Annotated in this window: 1 protein-coding gene; it reads left to right on the top strand. The window is 48.3% G+C overall.

All coding sequences use genetic code 11. The features are described from left to right. A partial coding sequence (locus tag Q1A48_RS21410; protein WP_299948910.1) for an SDR family oxidoreductase occupies positions 1-416 on the top strand: 416 nt, incomplete at both ends.

Raw genomic sequence — 416 nt, 5'->3', positions numbered from 1 at the left:
GTTACGGGGCTGAGCGAGTTCGGTGAAGTGGCGGGCGTTTGTGCCGATATCGCTACGAGTGAAGGAAGGGCTGAGACACTTAAACAAGCTATCTCGATTCTTGGTGGTCTGGATGTGCTTGTGAACAATGCAGGTGGTATTCGGGCAGGATCACTTCAGGATTTAGAGAAATCTGAAATAATCAAGATGCTGGATGTTAATTTATTGGCTCCCATTTTGTTGACAAAAGCCGCTCTGCCCGCATTGAGAGCAGATGGTGACTCAATGGTTGTCAATATATCCTCTGCGCTAGCTTTAGTGGGCATACCTTTCTACACAGTTTATGCTGCAGCGAAGGCGGGTTTGGCTCAATTTGGAGAATGTTTGCGTCGTGAACTCAAAGGGGAAGGGGTCCATGTGATGACGGTTTACCCAGG

This window comes from uncultured Microbulbifer sp. (assembly GCF_947489355.1).
In the GTDB taxonomy this organism is placed as follows: Bacteria; Pseudomonadota; Gammaproteobacteria; order Pseudomonadales; family Cellvibrionaceae; genus Microbulbifer.
The sequence above is the reverse complement of the archived record's forward strand: the minus strand, read 5'-3'. Positions and strand labels throughout refer to the sequence as shown.